Origin of the sequence: Gracilibacillus sp. YIM 98692 (genome assembly GCF_010993965.1) — a bacterium.
In the GTDB taxonomy this organism is placed as follows: Bacteria; Bacillota; Bacilli; order Bacillales; family Amphibacillaceae; genus Gracilibacillus.
This window is the reverse complement of the sequence record NZ_WIXM01000023.1, coordinates 44,610-61,560: the sequence shown is the minus strand read 5'-3', so window position 1 is coordinate 61,560 and position 16,951 is coordinate 44,610. Positions and strand designations below refer to the sequence as shown.

17 protein-coding genes are annotated in these 16,951 nt (G+C 40.3%); all 17 read right to left on the bottom strand.

Features of this window, described 5'->3' with window-relative positions; all coding sequences use genetic code 11:
• Positions 1-490: 490 nt before the first annotated feature.
• Complete coding sequence (gene spoIID, locus GHD00_RS15885) at positions 491-1,552, bottom strand: stage II sporulation protein D (protein ID WP_163539134.1); 1,062 nt, start codon at positions 1,550-1,552, stop codon at positions 491-493.
• Positions 1,553-2,142: 590 nt separating this feature from the next.
• The gene (murA, locus tag GHD00_RS15880) at positions 2,143-3,447 is read right to left on the bottom strand and encodes a UDP-N-acetylglucosamine 1-carboxyvinyltransferase (RefSeq protein WP_163539133.1); all 1,305 of its coding nucleotides are present in this window, start codon (positions 3,445-3,447) and stop codon (positions 2,143-2,145) included.
• A gap of 46 nt (positions 3,448-3,493) precedes the next feature.
• Complete coding sequence (locus GHD00_RS15875; RefSeq protein ID WP_163539132.1) at positions 3,494-4,198, bottom strand: YwmB family TATA-box binding protein; 705 nt, start codon at positions 4,196-4,198, stop codon at positions 3,494-3,496.
• Between the two features lie 77 nt (positions 4,199-4,275).
• On the bottom strand, positions 4,276-4,509 hold the full coding sequence (locus GHD00_RS15870; RefSeq protein WP_163539131.1) for a DUF1146 family protein: 234 nt from the start codon (positions 4,507-4,509) through the stop codon (positions 4,276-4,278).
• A 532-nt stretch (positions 4,510-5,041) separates the two neighbouring features.
• Positions 5,042-5,440 (bottom strand): F0F1 ATP synthase subunit epsilon, encoded by a 399-nt coding sequence (locus GHD00_RS15865; protein ID WP_163539130.1) that lies wholly within the window; start codon positions 5,438-5,440, stop codon positions 5,042-5,044.
• A 72-nt stretch (positions 5,441-5,512) separates the two neighbouring features.
• Positions 5,513-6,916, bottom strand: a complete 1,404-nt coding sequence (atpD, locus tag GHD00_RS15860) for a F0F1 ATP synthase subunit beta (protein ID WP_163539129.1) — start codon at positions 6,914-6,916, stop codon at positions 5,513-5,515.
• A 103-nt stretch (positions 6,917-7,019) separates the two neighbouring features.
• A complete protein-coding gene (atpG, locus tag GHD00_RS15855; RefSeq protein ID WP_163539128.1) occupies positions 7,020-7,883 on the bottom strand; it encodes an ATP synthase F1 subunit gamma in 864 nt (287 codons plus the stop codon).
• Between the two features lie 192 nt (positions 7,884-8,075).
• Positions 8,076-9,584, bottom strand: coding sequence for a F0F1 ATP synthase subunit alpha (atpA, locus tag GHD00_RS15850; RefSeq protein ID WP_163539127.1), 1,509 nt, complete (start codon positions 9,582-9,584; stop codon positions 8,076-8,078).
• A 21-nt stretch (positions 9,585-9,605) separates the two neighbouring features.
• Positions 9,606-10,148, bottom strand: a complete 543-nt coding sequence (locus GHD00_RS15845; protein ID WP_163539126.1) for a F0F1 ATP synthase subunit delta — start codon at positions 10,146-10,148, stop codon at positions 9,606-9,608.
• Positions 10,145-10,672 carry a F0F1 ATP synthase subunit B gene (atpF, locus tag GHD00_RS15840; protein ID WP_481810394.1) on the bottom strand — a complete coding sequence of 176 codons (528 nt, stop codon included), beginning with the start codon at positions 10,670-10,672 and terminating at the stop codon, positions 10,145-10,147. Before atpF ends, GHD00_RS15845 begins: the two co-directional genes overlap by 4 nt.
• A 133-nt stretch (positions 10,673-10,805) precedes the next feature.
• Positions 10,806-11,012 (bottom strand): F0F1 ATP synthase subunit C, encoded by a 207-nt coding sequence (atpE, locus tag GHD00_RS15835; RefSeq protein ID WP_163539124.1) that lies wholly within the window; start codon positions 11,010-11,012, stop codon positions 10,806-10,808.
• 52 nt (positions 11,013-11,064) lie between these two features.
• Positions 11,065-11,790 carry a F0F1 ATP synthase subunit A gene (gene atpB / locus GHD00_RS15830; RefSeq protein WP_163539123.1) on the bottom strand — a complete coding sequence of 242 codons (726 nt, stop codon included), beginning with the start codon at positions 11,788-11,790 and terminating at the stop codon, positions 11,065-11,067.
• A gap of 23 nt (positions 11,791-11,813) precedes the next feature.
• Positions 11,814-12,182, bottom strand: a complete 369-nt coding sequence (locus tag GHD00_RS15825) for an ATP synthase subunit I (protein ID WP_163539122.1) — start codon at positions 12,180-12,182, stop codon at positions 11,814-11,816.
• A gap of 4 nt (positions 12,183-12,186) precedes the next feature.
• Positions 12,187-12,408: an AtpZ/AtpI family protein gene (locus tag GHD00_RS15820; RefSeq protein WP_163539121.1), complete on the bottom strand. Its 222-nt coding sequence runs from the start codon at positions 12,406-12,408 to the stop codon at positions 12,187-12,189.
• A 298-nt stretch (positions 12,409-12,706) separates the two neighbouring features.
• Positions 12,707-14,815 (bottom strand): S8 family serine peptidase, encoded by a 2,109-nt coding sequence (locus tag GHD00_RS15815; RefSeq protein WP_163539120.1) that lies wholly within the window; start codon positions 14,813-14,815, stop codon positions 12,707-12,709.
• Positions 14,816-15,028: 213 nt separating this feature from the next.
• On the bottom strand, positions 15,029-16,168 hold the full coding sequence (gene wecB, locus GHD00_RS15810; protein WP_163539119.1) for a non-hydrolyzing UDP-N-acetylglucosamine 2-epimerase: 1,140 nt from the start codon (positions 16,166-16,168) through the stop codon (positions 15,029-15,031).
• Positions 16,169-16,195: 27 nt separating this feature from the next.
• Positions 16,196-16,825, bottom strand: a complete 630-nt coding sequence (gene upp / locus GHD00_RS15805) for a uracil phosphoribosyltransferase (protein WP_163539118.1) — start codon at positions 16,823-16,825, stop codon at positions 16,196-16,198.
• Positions 16,826-16,951: the final 126 nt, after the last annotated feature.

Sequence of the window (16,951 nt, the reverse complement as noted above, 5' to 3'; positions counted from 1 at the left end):
AATATCGAGCTCAGTTTGAACAAGTAGCGTAAAAAGTGTCCAATAAATGGGGGTCACTCCATTCCTGCGGGGTCTTCAGACTGTTCCTTTCCCACAGGAGTCTCGTATTTTCCCGCAGCTTAGAGTGGTGCTCGTTATGAGTGAGAAAATATCTAAAAATTTATGAAAAATAGAACACTTCATAAATCTTAACACTAACCAGCGGTGACAACATACGTAGACTCCTGCTCAATTGCGCAGTTTTGCTCAAGTGTGTAATAAAACAAAAAACAATGCGAGAAAAGGGACCTAATAAAAAATGGTGCAGATACAATGAATCATTTAATGACAAAGGAGCTGACTATGAAGCCAGCTCCTTTTAGATACAACTAGAATTAACTTCCTCGTTATGAGGAGTCACATCTAATCACTCTATATTCCTCTGTAAATTTGGAGGCAAACAATTGTCTGGAAAATATATTCTACTATCAGAAAACGAGAAATCATAACCTTAATTCAATTTTGCTACTAGAGTTGGAGCCGCTTGTTCGAGCGCTTGTATATTTGTTCCCTGATAGTAATATTTAATAATGTCAGCATAATTTTTTCCTTCTTGTGCCATTCCATTTGCACCATATTGGCTCATGCCGACACCGTGCCCATACCCTTTCGTTGTAAAAACATAATGGTTATTTTTTTTCGCAATCGTGAAATCATTAGATGCGAGGTTTAACTTTTCTCGAACTTCTCTTCCTGAAAGAGTGGTATTTCCAAATTCGATTTCTGCTACCCGATTACTTTCGGTTCGCGTTATTTCGAAATTCTGCTGCTGTCCGCTTATCGAAACACCGAGTTGTTCTTCCACTTGTGCTTTTGTAAACACTCGCTGATCTAAGTATTTCGGTGATATTTCTACATCCCATGGACTTGCCACTGTACGAAGGTATGGAAGTTCATTTTCCCAGTAATCCTCTGAGTTTTCTGTATAGCCATTACTTGTAGAGAAGAAAGCAGGTGTTATGGGGTCATTATTATGCGTAATAATCTCCCCTTGTGTAGCTGCGACCGCTTCTTTCACTTTATCGATCTTCCAATGATAATCCGTTCCCCACACTTCTCGCAGTTCATCATTATTTTTATACACTTGATGCTGCACTGTGTCGGTCACATCAGCACCTCCTGGAAGATCTTCCGTACCACCATGCATTAAAAAGCGAACAATATATGTTCTAGCAGCTAATGCTTGAGCTTTTAATGCTTCTAACTCAAAATCAGCCGGCATCTCAGAAGCGACAACATGGACCACATAGTTTTCTAGTGGTATTTCTTCCACTAAGTTTTGCTGTGTTCTTAACACATTAACATGAAAAGGGGACTCAAGCTCGATTTCTGTCGTTTCTTGAGAGGATGCTGGAATAGATTCTATGGATGCTTGTGATTCATCACTCGGTCCATTAAAAGGCAATACAATGATGGAGGGAACGATAAACATAATCGTTAGCAATGATGTGATAACCATTATAGTCGCGAGCTTCCATTTCAGTTTTGTATTTTGCTTCTTCCATCCTGCCATGTCTAACCTCCTTTATCATTCTCTACTCTAGTTATATTCTAACACCCTAAAAATAGAACCCAACCTATCCGACAAAATCCGAGTTAATAGAAAGCCTGTCTAGCACAACCAGAATTTTGTCAAATCAACAAGAAATGTCCCCCATCATAAAAAAACGAGAAAAACCCGCTCGGCCCTTCATAATTTTTCTTACATGCATAAACATGCATAATTTTCGTATAGAACAAAAAAGGGACATAAACTAATTGAAGTATATACAATATGTATGATTAAGAATGAGTTAAATCACCGCTGTGGAAAAATACTCGCTTTTCTGAGGGCAGCACCTAAGCCTCTCACGAAACCCGTTCAACACAGGGGGTTCAGAAGCTACTCTTCCCCCAGGAGTCTCGCATTTCCCGCAGCTTGGTTTAATGCTCGTTCTGATTAAGAGATCAAAACCATACTACTCATAAGAAAGAATGGCAGTAAGTCACTTTAATGTTGCATAGCATTTTATGTATATAACAAACGGATTTGATACATCCTGCTCTTATAATAAAAGGGACTCACACTATTGTGAATCCCTTTTATATCGTATATATTACTACTTATTGCGCTTTTAAGCGTTTCGTAATTGGTATAACATCTTCTGCTTCTTCGGCTACCCTTTCAATATCTGCTCCAAGTGCTGCAAATTTCCCAGTAATATCGACATAACCACGATCAATGTGATTCAATTCTGTCACACGGGTATATCCATCTGCCACTAATCCAGCTAAAATCAGTGCTGCTCCAGCCCGCAAATCCGTTGCAGCCACTTCAGCTCCTTGAAGCTCTACAGGCCCCTCAACAATCACACTGCGCCCTTCAATTTTCAAAGAGGCATTCATTCGACGGAATTCTTCCACATGCATAAAACGATTCTCAAATACGGTCTCTGTAATCACACTGGCACCTTCTGCTTGAAGCATTAATGCCATCATCTGTGATTGCATGTCAGTTGGAAAACCGGGATGCGGTAATGTTTTGATATCGGTCGCCTTTAACTTTTTCGGCCCAATCACTCGAATACCATCTGGTTCTTCAATAAACCGAACACCCATCTCTTCCATTTTCGAGATAATGGAGCTTATATGCTCGATTTCGGCATTTTGAATCAAAATATTACCGCCAGTAATTGCCGCTGCCACCATGAAAGTGCCTGCTTCAATACGATCTGGAATAATTTTATGCTCCACACCGTGCAATTTTTCGACACCAATTACTTTAATGGTTTCCGTACCAGCACCGACGATATTGGCCCCCATTTTATTTAAGAAATTAGCCAAATCAACAATTTCCGGCTCTTTGGCAGCATTTTCAATAATGGTCTTGCCTTCCGCTAATGCAGCAGCCATCATCACATTTTCAGTTGCTCCGACACTTGGCATATCCAAATAAATTTTTGCACCTTTTAACCGGCCATTTGTAGAAACTTCGACAAACCCATTTCCAACATGGACATCTGCACCCATCGCTTCAAAGCCTTTCAAATGTAAATCAATCGGACGAGATCCGATAGCACATCCTCCAGGCAGCGCCACCTTTGCATGGCCATAACGAGCTAATAACGGCCCCAATACTAAAACAGATGCTCGCATCATTCTCACATGTTCAATTGGTGCTTCTGTGTTTAATGGTTTGGTTGCATCAATCGTAACGGCATTTCCTTCATATGTGACATCAGCATTCATATGCTTAATTACTTGATTTATCGTTTGTACATCTGCTAACGCAGGTACGTCATGTAACACACTTTTCCCTTCACTTGCAATAATACTAGCAGCAATGACAGGCAGTACAGCATTCTTCGCACCCTCCACTCTAACGGTGCCATTTAGCTGCCTCCCACCGCGGACGATGATTTTCTCCAAGGTTCATTCTCCTCTGCAGTCCAATTTCATTATTCATTCAATATTATTAATATTCAGTAACTAGGATAGGTGTTCCTATTGTAAGAATTGTTTTATCCTCTGGTTTTTCTCGAAGTGCGATTTGTACATTCATATCAGACTCTCCAAGAGGAATAACATTTTCCCATTTAGGCGTATATCCAGACCATGTATAAAAATTCTCTTCTTCTATCTTATCTATATATTTCAAATCTAAGTATTGTTCTACGCTTTTAATAAAAGAAACAATATCAATCATACCACTATTCACAGACTCGATACAAGAGAAATTTTGTGCATTTTCTGTGAATAAATCTTTCGTAATAGATTCTACATAACCCTTGTAGTCTTGATGTAATGATTGATCAAATTCACTACCTGTTATGATATATTTCAATTGATAGATGGAAGATTCTTTTGCACGCACTATTATAAATGTTTCGTTCCAATCAGCCATTTTTTGTCGGTTTCCCACATATTTTATCGAATCCGCCCCTACTTCTTTCTTTAAATGAACCCCTCTTTCCTCTAAAGAGTCTAATAAACCTTGGATATCCACTTCTCTGCTTTCCTGTATCATGAACTGCCATTTATTTAAACGAAAGTCGTTCTCTTCACTTATGTATATCATTTCCTCTATCTCGTTAAAACTGCTCTGTTTCCCTATCGCCTGATCCTCCGGCATAAAATTAATCACACTAAAAATAGTAAATAATATAAATAAAAACTTCATTCCCCGCACCCCTTTTACTTTTTAGTAGCAGTATCGGCCGGGAATGAAGTATTCATACTTGCTTTTCTTCGACAATTTTAGAATAAATAGATAAGCTGTTGAGACCACTGTAAGAAGTCGAGAAAGAAATTACTTACGGCTGTCCCTATGGCTATAGTAATGAAGATTATTAATATTCTTGCTTCAAATATTTTGTTTTTGCGAAATAGTTCGTCAAAGTTTAATGACTGCAGCACTTGCCATGTAATAATAATGAAGATAACATGTGACATCATGCTAATAATAGCTTCTTGAGCTAGTGACTGTAACATCGTTTATCCCTCTTTTACTTTATAATCCTATTCTTCTACATCATAACATATTTCTATAGGAAATGACTCCCATCGATATTTCCCGGGAAATTCCCTAACCAATTCGACAGCAAATAAACTCGATTAACTTCCTTTGTTGTAGGTATTATGGTGAGTGCTTAACTGACGCTCCTGAAATATACTTCGCTTTCCGTGGGCACGGCTTCAACTTCCTCGGCAGAACCCTACTGCCTGCGGGATTTTCAGCTCGTGCTGTTCCCACAGGAGTCTTCGTATATTTCATCCGCTGGGGAGTTGAAAGATTTATGATATGTTCCATTCCTATCAGTATTTTTGATCTTTCTCTCTAAACGAGAACACCAATATAAGCTACGGGAAAATGCGAGACTCCTGGGGGAAGAGAAGCTTCCAATCCCCGCAGCGTCGGTTAAGCTCTCACCAAAATGAATTGGCAGCCAAGTAACCATTTTTAGAATTTTGAAAAAGGGCTGTCTCTCCCGTGATGGGGTAGACAGCCCTTTGTTTCAGTTGCTTATTTATTTTCTACGACGTCGAGTCGATTTATGGCACGTTTTAGTGCTAATTCTGCCCTTCTGAAATCCATCTCATCTTGTTTAGCTTGCAGGCGACGTTCTGCTCGTTCCTTCGCTCGACGTGCACGTTCCACGTCTATTTCTCCAGGTCGTTCTGCAGATTGCGCTAAAATTGTCACTTTGTCAGGTCGCACTTCAAGGAAACCGCCACTTACCGCAATGCGTTCAGCATTTTCCCCTTTTAAACGAACTGAGCTAATGGACAATGGCGCAACAAGCGGAATGTGACCGGGTAATATACCGAGCTCACCACTTTCTGCTTTACAGCTAACCATCTCAAAAGAATCTTCCAGAACAGGGCCATCCGGAGTAACAACACTCACTGTTAGTGTATTCAACAGAACCCCTCCTTAGGCTGGAATAAAATAGGGTTTAGAAAGAAGAGGCGAGCATGTATCGAAATGATACACTTACGCCATTTCTTTCGCTTTTTCTACTACTTCTTCAATACGTCCAACTAAACGGAACGCATCTTCTGGAAGGTCATCATATTTACCATCAAGAATTTCTCTAAATCCTTGAACTGTTTCTTGTACTGGTACATAAGAACCTGGTTGACCTGTAAACTGCTCAGCAACGTGGAAGTTTTGGGATAAGAAGAATTGGATACGACGTGCACGAGAAACCGTCAATTTATCCTCATCTGAAAGCTCATCCATACCTAAGATTGCAATAATATCTTGAAGTTCTTTATATTTTTGCAATGTTTGCTGTACTTCACGAGCTACATTATAGTGTTCTTCCCCAACTACTTCTGGGTCAAGCGCACGAGATGTAGATGCTAATGGATCCACTGCTGGATAAATCCCTTGCTCTGATAATTTACGGTCAAGGTTGGTTGTTGCATCTAAGTGGGCGAATGTTGTAGCCGGTGCCGGGTCTGTATAGTCATCGGCAGGCACATAAATCGCTTGGATAGATGTAACGGAACCTTTATTCGTAGATGTAATACGTTCTTGAAGTTGACCCATTTCCGTAGCAAGTGTTGGTTGGTAACCAACGGCAGATGGCATACGGCCAAGCAATGCAGATACCTCAGAACCTGCTTGTGTGAAACGGAAAATGTTGTCAATGAATAATAACACGTCTTGGCCTTGTTCATCACGGAAGTATTCCGCCATTGTAAGACCTGTAAGTGCTACACGCATACGAGCACCAGGTGGTTCGTTCATCTGACCGAACACCATCGCTGTTTTAGAAATAACACCAGAGTCTTTCATTTCAAAGTAAAGGTCGTTCCCTTCACGGGTACGCTCCCCTACACCAGCAAACACGGAAATACCACCATGCTCTTGTGCGATGTTATTAATCAATTCTTGGATAAGTACCGTTTTCCCTACACCGGCACCACCAAATAAACCGATTTTACCACCTTTGATATAAGGTGCTAACAAGTCAACTACTTTAATACCTGTTTCTAAAATTTCTGTTTCTGTTGCTAAAGTATCAAACTTTGGTGATTCACGGTGAATTGGATCACGACGAACTTCCTCACCAATTTTTTCATCAAGGTCAATATTATCACCTAACACGTTAAATACACGACCAAGTGTTTCTTCCCCTACTGGTACGGAGATAGGTGCTTCTAAGTTTGCAACCTCGGCACCACGTTGTAAACCTTCTGTAGATGACATCGCAATGGTACGTACAGAATCATCTCCAAGGTGTAATGCTACTTCAAGTGTTAGCTCTTGTGCTTCACCTTCCACTTGATATTGCACTTTTAACGCGTTATAAATTTCAGGGAGTGTGCCGTCTTCGAACTTTACGTCGACAACAGGTCCCATAATTTGGATAACGTGTCCTTTTGCCATCGATTTCCCTCCTAACTGACTATTTACATTGCGTACTATTTTACACAACTTATATCTTCTATTTACGACGTATATTTAGAACCGATCGTAATCTGTTTTTTCGTTATTCTAATGCTGCTGCCCCACCAACGATTTCGGTAATTTCTTGCGTAATTGCTGCTTGTCTTGCACGGTTATACTGCAAGGATAGATCAGAAATAAGATCATCCGCATTATCGGTTGCACTTTTCATCGCTGTCATTCTAGATGCATGCTCACTTGCTTTACTATCTAATAGTGCACCGAAAATCAAGCTCTCCGCATATTGTGGCAGCAATACATTTAAAATTTCTTGTTGATTTGGCTCATATTCGTACATGCTTGAGCTGCCGCTTGCCTCTTCTTCTAAATCGGTAAGTGGCAGAAGCTTTTTCTGTGTTACTTTTTGTGATATCGCACTAATAAAGTGATTATAGAAGATCACTAACTCATCGATTTCTTCATCAATATATAGTTGAACCGTTTCAGAAGTAAGGTCTTTGATATCAGCAAAATTTGGCTGATCATCTAAACCAGTAATCTCTTTCGCAATCGGCATACCACGCTTTTTAAAGAAGTCGCGACCAATACGACCTACTGTAATCACTGTATATTCATCTTGTGATTGATGACGCTCTTGAATCGTACGATATACTTCACGAAGAATACCACTATTAAACGCACCAGCTAACCCACGATCAGAAGTGATGACAAAGTATGCGGTTTTCTTTACTTCTCGTTCTTGAAGCATTGGATGCTCTGCATCCTTACCGCTGCCGGCAATACTTGCAACTACCTCTTTAATCTTACTGCTGTATGGATCAAACGATTTAGCAAACTCTTCTGCTTTGCTCAATTTGGACGCAGATACCATATGCATAGCTTTGGTAATTTGCTTCGTTTTTTGTGTGGAATTAATCCGTGTTTTTATATCTCGAAGTGATGCCACTATGTTTCACCGCCCTTTCATTTCGCAGGTAAGAAACTAAAACTTTACATCCGGATTGGACGCTTAGGCTTCACTAGTATCGACATGGCCACCAAAATAAGACGATCATGCCGATATTAGTTGTTACATACATGAAACTGACACAATGCTGATCAGTCATGTATTTTATTTAAATCAAACAACGAGTGATTCTTACTCAGAAATAACGAATTGTTTTTTGAATTCTTTTACAGCACCGCTCATATCATCGTCATCTGCTAACTTGCCTGTTTCTTTAATAGTAGAAAGCAAGTCATTTTTGTTTTGCTCTAACCATGTTAAGAATTCATCTTCAAAACGAGTGATATCCTCTACTGGAATATCATCTAATAATCCTTTTGTTAGTGCATAGATGATCATTACTTGTTTTTCTACTGCTAATGGCTTGTGTAAACCTTGTTTTAGTACTTCTACTGTTCGTGCCCCGCGGTTAAGTTTTGCTTGTGTTGCTTTATCAAGGTCTGAACCAAACTGTGCAAATGATTCAAGCTCACGGAAAGAAGCCAAGTCAAGACGCAGCGTACCCGCAACTTTTTTCATTGCTTTAATTTGTGCGGAACCACCAACACGTGATACAGATAAACCTGCGTTAATCGCTGGACGAACACCAGAGAAGAATAAATCGGACTGCAAGAATATTTGTCCATCTGTGATGGAGATAACGTTTGTTGGAATATAAGCACCAATGTCACCAGCTTGTGTTTCAACAAATGGCAATGCAGTTAATGAACCGCCGCCTTTTGCATCACTAAGCTTTGCAGCACGTTCTAATAAACGAGAGTGTAAGTAGAATACATCCCCTGGGAATGCTTCACGACCTGGCGGGCGACGTAGTAGCAATGATAATTCACGATAAGCATTTGCTTGCTTCGTTAAATCATCGTAAACCACTAATACGTGTTTGCCATTGTACATGAAATCTTCACCCATCGATACCCCTGCATATGGCGCTAAGTATTGAAGCGGAGCTGGTTCACTCGCACCTGCAGAAACAACGATCGTATAATCTAATGCACCGTGCTTACGTAAAACTTCTACTGTTCCACGTACTGTAGAGTCTTTTTGACCAATTGCTACATAGATACAGATCATATTTTCATCTTTTTGATTTAAGATAGTATCGATCGCAACTGTTGTTTTACCAGTCTGACGGTCACCGATAATTAACTCACGCTGACCACGACCAATTGGTACAAGAGCATCAATTGCCTTAATACCTGTTTGTAATGGCTCATCAACTGATTTACGATCCATTACACCAGGTGCAGGTGATTCAATTGGGCGCGCTTTGGATGTTTCAATCGCACCTTTTCCATCAACAGGTTGTCCTAATGGATTAACAACACGGCCAATTAGTTCCTCCCCAACTGGCACTTCCATGATACGGCCAGTACGACGAACTTCGTCTCCTTCACGGATTTCCGTATATGGACCAAGGATTACAATCCCGACATTTGATTCTTCTAAGTTTTGTGCCATACCCATGACACCATTTGAAAATTCTACAAGCTCACCAGACATGACATCATCTAGACCGTGTGCACGTGCGATACCGTCACCGATTTCGATAACTGTACCGACATCGTTCACTTCGATGTCTGAGTCATAGCTTTCAATTTGCTGTTTAATCAGTGCACTGATTTCTTCAGCTTTAATGCTCATGCCATTTCACCCCTATCATCATTAATTCGCAGTTACAATATTACGTTCTAAACGCTCAAGTTTTCCTTGAATCGTTCCATCATACACTGTGTTGCCGACTTTAATCTTCACACCGCCTATAACAGAAGGATCTACTTGATTGTTCACTTTTAATGTTTGGACATTTAATTTTTTCGTAAATACTTGTTGTATTTGTTTAATTTCAGCTTCAGACAATTCTCTAACCGAATAAACCGTTGCTTGTTTTATCCCTTTTGATTCGAATACAAAAGTTTGGAAATAGTCAACGACTTCCGGAACGATTGCTTCGTTATGGCGATCTACAAGTAACGAAAGTGTATGTAATACATCCTTCGAAAAGCCTGCGAACGCTTTGTTGAGCAGTTGTTTTTTCTCATCAGCATCTACTTTGGGATGCTGTAAAAATTTCAAAAAAGATTCGTTCGATTCAAATACTTCCTTCACTGTTTGAAGTTCTGTATCAAAAAAATCGATTGTTTCCTTTTCTACACCAATCTGAAAAAGAGCTTCTGCATAACGCTTTGCTACATTTGCTTTACTCATCGCTCTTCTCCTACCTCTTTAATGTAGTCACTGATCAACTGCTCTTGGTCTTCCGCGTTAATTTCTTTTTCAATTACTTTAGCAGCAATCTGAACGGACAATGTTGCCACTTTATCTTGCAGAGCTTCAATCGCTTTTTCTTTCTCACGTGCGATATCTTCTTCCGCAGACTTTTTCATTCTTGCCGCAGATTCTTCTGCTGCTTTAATGATTGCTTTTTCTTGACCCTGTCCAGCTTTCTTCGCATCTTCAATGATTTGCTGTGCTTCTTGACGAGTCGCTTTTAGCTGCTCGTTTGCTTCACGAGATGCCTTTTCTGCTTCTTCGCGGTTCTTCTCCGCTGTATCTATTTCATTCGCGATATGGTTTTCACGCTCTTCCATTTTGTTCATTAACGGTCCCCATGCGAATTTCTTTAATAGATAAAGAAGAATTGCAAAGCTGACAAGCGCAAATAACATATCTCCACCACGGAAACCACCAACGGAAGCTCCGATAATGAGCTCACTTGCTAATAGTTGCACAGTGTTCACTCCTTCCTGCAAATCGTTTTCCATCTATTTATCAATCATACATTTCATTCTGCTTTTACTACAAAGGAATGGCGAAAGTTGTCATAGACGAACTTCGCCATTCTATCCGTTTTACTGTTAATCGTTACATTACCATGAAGGCAATAACAACGGCGAAAATCGGAATCGCCTCAACTAATGCTACCCCGATAAACATTGTTGTTTGAAGAGTACCGCGTAATTCTGGCTGACGCGCAATCCCTTCTACTGTACGACTTACGATTAAACCGTTACCTACACCAGCACCTAGTGCCGCTAAACCAATTGCAATTGCAGCTGCTAAAACTCCCATTTGTATGTTTCCTCCTTTAAAATGTATAAACTATTTCAAAATTTTAATTATTTTAATGGTCTGAACTCACTTTATGAGACATATAAACCATTGTTAACATTGTGAAAATAAATGCTTGAATAGCACCGATGAATAAACTGAATCCTTGCCATGCTACCATTGGAATCAATGAAAACACGGTTGTAACTGGAATAGCTATCATCGCCATTTTCGTAATTAGTGCTAATAATATTTCACCAGCAAAGATATTACCGAAGAGACGCAAACCTAATGTTAAAGTATTCGCAAATTCTTCAATAATTTTTAACGGAAATAGTAACGGGATTGGTTGGAAAAATGATTTTCCATATTCCTTAAACCCTCTTACTTTAATTCCATAGAAATGGGTTAACAAAATAACCATTGCTGACAACGATAGTGTTAAAGTCGCGTCAGAGGTTGGTGATTTCCACCATAATGTGTGCCCCCATACCCCCATCGTAATAACACCAAGAATGTTACTAACAAATAGGTATACTAATAATGTTAAACCTAGTGGAAGGAAAACTTTCCCTGTCTTCCAGTCCATGGTATCGCCAATGATGCCTTTAACAAACTCGACGATCCACTCCATAAAGTTTTGAAAACCTGTTGGCTTCATCTGTAGATTTCTTGCTGCTAAAACGCAAATAATAAAGACAATGACAGATGAAATAAAGGTCATTAATACAGTTGATAAGTTAAAATCTAACCACGGAATTCCCCATAGATCATGATACAGCGGTGATTCGTGATCCAATTGCTTCACCTCACTTCCCTTTGCTAGTCTTGTTTTCTAGATAATGCAAAATCTATCATAATAACAACATAAGTTGTCATTAATCCTAATATCACAGCGATGAAATGGAAATACTCTTCGAAACGCAGGGCAATAATCACAGCTAATGCTGCGGTTGCTAATCGTGAAAATGTTCCGATTCCTGTTGATCGTGTTCCTTTTGAAACAGCTTGTCCAAAGTGCGCCACTTTTCGCTGCATAACCCATAAGTTATAAAAGCTTAAAGCTGTTCCTAGGAGGAGTCCGAGGAATATACTTGTATACGGAGTGAATCCCCATCCAAGTACAAAAAGTGCAAGAAGATAGAACATCCATTTACGCTGACGGGTTATCATTTTGTTATATTGATCCATGTTTCTATTCTCCCGTTAGTTTTCGTATAAAATGAATCGTTCCATAAAGTCCGGCTCCTAGTCCTAAAAGTAGTCCTAGCACTAAACAAAGTGGTGATGTGGAAAGATGTTGATCCAGCCATTTCCCTAAGAATATTCCAACAAGTGGTCCACCAACCAATTGTGACAATATTGTACTTCCAATGGCTAAACCTCGAAAGGGATTCTTCTGGGGAGGTTGTGACAAATTTCTCACTCCTATGTAAGAAAGAATCTTACCTTATGACTTCAACGCTAGCTTCCAACCCATTTGCCTGCAAACCTCTGTAAACCTTATCATCCACACTCAAATAGCATACAATAGGGGGTGCTTTATGTCAATCATTTTAAAGCATAAATCGCCAGAATATACAGACAAAACATGACATATCCAGTCAAAATCCTCTCGTCAAGGGATTTGTAAGATGTGTTCACAAATTCAAACAATATGTGACAATTATTTCGCAATACGAAACATATTGATTTTTGGTTGAATTTACCTTATACTAATTTTGTCCATACACCTCTAACATGGTTTGATATTGAAACACATCGTCCGCAAACTCCACTGTAATATTTGCCAAAAACATCCCTTTTTCATGCACTGCATCCTTTTCAATCTTCCCTTTAACCACACCTTGTTCAGGACTTTCTAACTGCAACAATGTTTGCTGAAATGCAAAAGTATATGGATCATACAAATCTACCGTGACACTTTCTGCTTCCTCTGTTAAGTAAAATTGATATTGATAAGCATCATCCAAAGGCTCTAAAGCAAACTCCAACCCCATCGCTTTTGGTAATGGCGTATCTTCTGTTAAAAACAGATAAGGCAGTGAAAAATCATTTAATTGTAAATATCCTTGTACAAAAGGTTCTTCTATTTGATGATGACGAATGGTTGCTTCAACGGTCACCTCTCTTTTTTCACCTGGAGCTAACGAAAATGACTTTGGCAGCTTCCAACGAATGCTTTGCTTTTGTTCTGGCTGTTTGAAAGCATAACGCTTTTCCTTTTCTGATACATTCTCAACGGTTATTGTCGCCTCCTTATATTCTGAGATATCCTCCACTTTTCCAAAATGAATAAACGAGTCGTATAATAGTGTATCTGCTTTTAAAGCTTCATCCACCACTACTTTTCCCGCTCCTTGTTCATTTGGCAAAAACTGCTGAAATGGATCTGCTGTCGTTATTAGTGCTGCCTTGATTTGCTTTGGTGTCCAATTGGGATGTGCTTCCTTTAGCAACGCAGCTGCCCCCGCTACATGCGGTGACGCCATACTTGTTCCGCTTAACGCTTGATAACCGCCTGGTACGGTGCTCATAATTGCTGCCCCAGGTGCTACTACTTCTGGTTTAATCATCCAATTTACTGTAACAGGTCCTCTGGAGCTAAATTCTGTTACCGTATCCTTTATTTCCTGATGCTCTACCTGTAAATAAGTACGATCAGCTTGCTTCAGCCATTCTCCATCTTCTTTTGAAATAGCGGCTACTGGTATATCAACGTTTGCCTCTAGAGCACCTTGAAATACCCCCTCTTCTTTATTAGCAATTAAGAGGGCTTTTGCTCCCATTTCATCTGCTTTGATTGCTAATTGTGCAAACGGAACGGTGCCGCGATCCATCACTAAAATGGTATCCATCGGAAGCTGCTTCGGTGCATTGTCTTCATGCAACACCTTCAGATCACCCTCAAACGCCCAGTTGCTCGATCCTACCAGTGACAATATCTCTACTTTCTTTTCACTAAAACGATCATACAAATAAGGCTGCTTGAGTAATGGGGTGGAAGCGCCGACGGAAATGACACTGCTTGCCGTTGCTGGTGATCCTACTGTCCATGGTTCTGGTCCTGTATTGCCGTTAGCGATGACTACGGTTACGCCTTGTTCGGTGGCACGGTTCACCGCGACACTTGTTGGCCAGTCGGGACCGTTTATGGTATTGCCTAGGGATAAATTGATCACATCCATTCCATCTTTGACTGCTTGTTCGATTGCTGCCATGACTTGTACAGAACTGCCTGATCCGCCTGGACCAAGTGCTCGGTATGCGTATAATTCTGCATCCTTTGCGATACCTTGCATGCTGCCATTTGCCGCAATAATTCCTGCTACATGTGTCCCATGGGAAGTGGGCATTCCTTGTTCAATCGTTGTTTCCATTGGATCTGCATCAAAGTCCACCAGGTCATATCCTCCCTGATAACTATGTTGAAGGTCAGGGTGTGTATAATCGATCCCGGTATCGATCACCCCAACTTTCACCCCTTTCCCTGTATAAGGGAGCTCTTTAGAAAGGAAAAACGGAATGCTTTTGTTGATTGGCTCAACCTCTATTGCTTGGTATGTATGAACCGGATAACTTTGTTTCCACGAGTTATCTTCTTTAAGTTGCTCAATCGCTCGTCTGTCCCCTTTAACCGCAACACCATCAAAAATCGTGTCATATACAGCTAGAATCTCCATTCTTGGATGGTATGTTTCGATTTGTTCCGCAAAAGCATGCGGATTATCTTCTGTCTCGACAATAAGCGAAATATCTTCTGATTCAGACGGCTGAATCGATATGGTACTAAAAAGCATCGCCGCAACAATTAACCATTTCATCCAAAGCACTTCCTTTTCCCATGGAATATACATATTTTGTGCAAGAGAGGATTAGATATACTAAAGAAAACTTGTCGATCGACGAGCCTTTGGCGAAGTCAGAGACATAGTTGCCCTTATCAATCTTCCTAAAATGGTCTACTACGTCGATAATTCTTCCTTGCTGACCATTTACTTTCTGATACGGAAAAAAAGCCCCGATTCAATCGGGACTTAAAACGAAGATGGTTTTTGATTGGTTTGGTTAAAAAAGTAGCGGATCGCTTCAGCTATGCGCTCGGAGGCCTTACCGTCACCGTATGGATTAGATGCGCGAGCCATCTTGCGGTGGGCTTCCTCATCAGATAACAGCTCATTAGCAAGTGAAAATATGTGATCTTCGTCAGTACCTGCAAGCTTTAGAGTTCCTGCATCAATGCCTTCTGGGCGTTCTGTCGTATCTCGCAGTACCAGGACAGGAACTCCTAGAGACGGTGCTTCTTCCTGCACTCCGCCAGAATCGGTCAAAATTAAATGAGCACGGGATGCGAAGTTATGGAAATCGACCACTCCCAATGGTTCAATGAGCGAAATGCGAGGGTGATCTCCTAATATTTGATTGGCTGTTTCCTGAACGACAGGGTTCAAATGAACTGGATAGACAACATGAATGTCTTCATGCTCTTCGACTAGACGCTTAATTGCTCGGAACATTTGCTGCATGTTTTCACCTAAGTTTTCTCGTCTATGTGCTGTCATCAGTACAAGGCGCTTATTGCCAACTTCTTCTAGTACAGCATGTGAATAGTTTTCATCTACTGTTGTGGATAACGCATCGATTGCTGTATTTCCTGTAACAAAAATCGTATCCTCTTCTTTGTTTTCGTTCGATAAATTTTGTTTCGCTTTATTGGTTGGGGCAAAATGCAAGTCAGCCATCACCCCTGTTAATTGGCGATTCATTTCCTCTGGATATGGAGAATATTTATTCCATGTACGCAATCCTGCTTCCACATGCCCTACCGCGATTTGGTTGTAATAGGCTGCAACAGATGCCGCAAAAGTTGTTGTTGTATCGCCATGCACTAGCACAATATCTGGTTTTGCTTCTTGCATGACTTGATCCAGACCTTCTAACGCTCTGGTCGTGATTTGGGCTAAAGTTTGTCTTGCTTTCATAATGTTCAAGTCATGATCTGGTGTAACATCAAAAATTTCGAGCACTTGATCTAGCATTTCTCGGTGCTGTGCTGTTACCGTCACAATTGCTTCAAATTGCTCTGGTCGTTTTTGCAGTTCTAAGACAAGTGGTGCCATTTTGATTGCTTCTGGCCTTGTTCCAAAAATCGTCATCACTTTAATTGGTTTAGACATTTTCCGGTCTCCCCTTGTTTACTGATATTATTTTGTTCCAAACAAACGGTCTCCAGCATCTCCTAAGCCTGGGATAATATATCCTTTTTCATTTAACTTCTCATCAAGAGCACCTAAATAAATATCAACATCTGGATGATCTTTTTGTATGATTTCTACCCCTTCAGGTGCTGCGATCAGGCACATTAATTTAATGTTTGTGGCACCGCGCTTTTTTAAGGAATGAATCGCATCATTTGCGGAGCCGCCTGTTGCGAGCATTGGGTCGATCACGATTAATTCTCGTTCTTCTATGTCGGAAGGGAGTTTGATGTAGTATTCGACTGGCTTTAAGGTTTCAGGATCACGGTACAAGCCAACATGTCCTACCTTTGCTGCTGGGATTAAGCGAAGGATACCGTCTACCATGCCAAGTCCGGCTCTTAAAATGGGAACGAGTCCAATTTTCTTCCCGCTTAATACTTTTGTGGTTGCTTCCATTACAGGTGTTTCAATCGTTGTCTCTTCTAATGGAAGGTCTCTTGTAATCTCGAACGCCATTAAAGCAGAAACTTCGTCTACTAGGGCGCGGAATTCTTTGGTTCCTGTATGTTTATTTCGTATGTACGTTAACTTATGTTGAATAAGCGGATGATCTAATACATATACATTACTCACGATGGGATCGCTCCTTTTTTTTCGATAGTTTACCTCAAATGAATTTGTTCATCCTAAAAATTGTACTCAAAAATATACCACCTTTCAAGGAGAACAAAACATTTTGATTGAATTATCTATAATTTA

Excerpts from the sequence above, each read along its gene's own strand:
- spoIID (WP_163539134.1), bottom strand. The coding sequence starts at position 1,552 with ATGGCAGGATGGAAGAAGCAAAATACAAAACTGAAATGGAAGCTCGCG.
- GHD00_RS15875 (WP_163539132.1), bottom strand. The coding sequence starts at position 4,198 with ATGAAGTTTTTATTTATATTATTTACTATTTTTAGTGTGATTAATTTT.
- GHD00_RS15870 (WP_163539131.1), bottom strand. The coding sequence starts at position 4,509 with ATGTTACAGTCACTAGCTCAAGAAGCTATTATTAGCATGATGTCACAT.
- atpD (WP_163539129.1), bottom strand. The coding sequence starts at position 6,916 with ATGGCAAAAGGACACGTTATCCAAATTATGGGACCTGTTGTCGACGTA.
- atpA (WP_163539127.1), bottom strand. The coding sequence starts at position 9,584 with ATGAGCATTAAAGCTGAAGAAATCAGTGCACTGATTAAACAGCAAATT.
- GHD00_RS15845 (WP_163539126.1), bottom strand. The coding sequence starts at position 10,148 with ATGAGTAAAGCAAATGTAGCAAAGCGTTATGCAGAAGCTCTTTTTCAG.
- atpE (WP_163539124.1), bottom strand. The coding sequence starts at position 11,012 with ATGGGAGTTTTAGCAGCTGCAATTGCAATTGGTTTAGCGGCACTAGGT.
- GHD00_RS15825 (WP_163539122.1), bottom strand. The coding sequence starts at position 12,182 with ATGGATCAATATAACAAAATGATAACCCGTCAGCGTAAATGGATGTTC.
- GHD00_RS15815 (WP_163539120.1), bottom strand. The coding sequence starts at position 14,815 with ATGAAATGGTTAATTGTTGCGGCGATGCTTTTTAGTACCATATCGATT.
- wecB (WP_163539119.1), bottom strand. The coding sequence starts at position 16,168 with ATGTCTAAACCAATTAAAGTGATGACGATTTTTGGAACAAGGCCAGAA.